Origin of the sequence: Microcystis sp. M53598_WE2, assembly GCF_030067735.1 — a bacterium.
GTDB lineage: Bacteria > Cyanobacteriota > Cyanobacteriia > Cyanobacteriales > Microcystaceae > Microcystis > Microcystis aeruginosa.
This window is the reverse complement of sequence record NZ_JASJFE010000701.1, coordinates 1-1410: the sequence shown is the minus strand read 5'-3', so window position 1 is coordinate 1410 and position 1410 is coordinate 1. Positions and strand designations below refer to the sequence as shown.

The 1410-nt window shown below is 38.3% G+C and carries 1 protein-coding gene and 2 pseudogenes; 1 reads left to right on the top strand and 2 read right to left on the bottom strand.

Annotation, left to right across the window (positions count from 1 at the left end; genetic code table 11):
* Window positions 1-656 (top strand): transposase family protein (locus PX636_RS14290; protein ID WP_502882887.1); only part of this gene is annotated, 656 nt, incomplete at its 5' end.
* 15 nt (window positions 657-671) lie between these two features.
* Here the strand turns inward: PX636_RS14290 and PX636_RS14285 are convergent.
* Both PX636_RS14285 and PX636_RS22905 read right to left on the bottom strand, forming a co-directional pair.
* A pseudogene (locus PX636_RS14285) lies at window positions 672-1245 on the bottom strand (NF041680 family putative transposase); the annotation flags it as partial.
* 35 nt (window positions 1246-1280) lie between these two features.
* A pseudogene (locus PX636_RS22905) lies at window positions 1281-1410 on the bottom strand (ISL3 family transposase); the annotation flags it as partial.

Below are 1410 nucleotides of genomic sequence, written 5' to 3'. Positions count from 1 at the left end.
TTGGAAAGTGGCTTCAGAAGCAGAGTTTGTACTTTTGTTTAAGACAAAAAAAAAGTACAAATGTCAAGACAAAAGAAGGAATTTATCAAGAAATGAGAGAGTTAGGTTTAAGTCCAGGAACTCAATTATTTTTGCATGATGTAAATATTACAAAAGAGAAGGGATTTGGCGAGTTTAACTTAGCGGGTAAGTGGAAAAAAACTTATCGGGTTTTTCAAACAAAAGAGCCTTGGTATATTCTGACTAACTTTGGAGATTTAGAGACGGCAATAATGGCCTATCAAAAAAGATTTGATATTGAGGAGATGTTCCGAGATTTTAAGTCGGGAGGCTATAGCTTAGAAGGTTCTCAATTAGCACCGCAATACTTATCAAAGCTGATAATTGTTATAGCTATCGCCTATACAAGTGCCACACTGCAAGGTAAAAAAATTAAGGATATGGGAATCCAAAAATATGTCACAAGACCTGAAAAAAGATATAAAGGTCAACGCAGACACAGTAGTTTTTATGTGGGTCAACATCTCTATCATTGGCTCCAGCTACATCAAATGTTCCAAAAAAATATAGAAGAGCTAATGCAAATTAGCCGCTATCGGTTGAAGGATTACATCAAAGGACAAAGAGCTATATCGCTTGCCCTATCTACCTTCTAGCTCGCTTGTCCCCCTCTCAGCTTTTTCCCAGCCAGGAGACTTTCCTCTAGTTTTAGGTGGTTGAGCGGGCGAACCAATCTCTATCAAAAGGGAAAACAGAGACTGTGCTACCCTTTCAGGAGTTAATAGGGTTTGCGGTTTTTGCCAAGGAAGATGATAATCTGCTACCAAATCTTTGACTAACCATAATTGCCAAGTCATCAACGGCATTAAATCACTCCATCTCTCACATTGAACAGGTGTACTTAAAGAAGGTAAAGTCCAATGTAATCTTTGCGAGCGCAAAGCGATACCAATGGTCAACTCCAAAACGACGTGCATATTGTGACCAAACTTTTTCTAAGGATAAAAATGCCTCTCCCACCCAAATTAACCATAAGGGGCGATGTGCCTCTCCCGTTTTTTTAGGATTCAACCTTTCCACTTTAATTAGACTTAATTTCTGCTGAGAAGCTGTTTTAAAATGTAACTGTTGCCATTGACTCACTCGGATTAATCCGAGTTTCGGGTCATTGATTTCCACTGTTGCGTCGGTTGGCCACCATGTGGATTCGTCATTGATTTTAAATTGTCTGCCATGTTTTTTCGGTTCTTCGGTTTGTGTTATGCAATGGACGGGTTTATAATGCACTGGCTTTCTCTTGACATATTTTCTAAATGTAAAACAATTCTTATATCGGTAATAATTTGATAATTGGTAACGACAACTCCTTCTAGGTGAAGTAGCTCGGTCATTAACTTTAATTGTGGATTT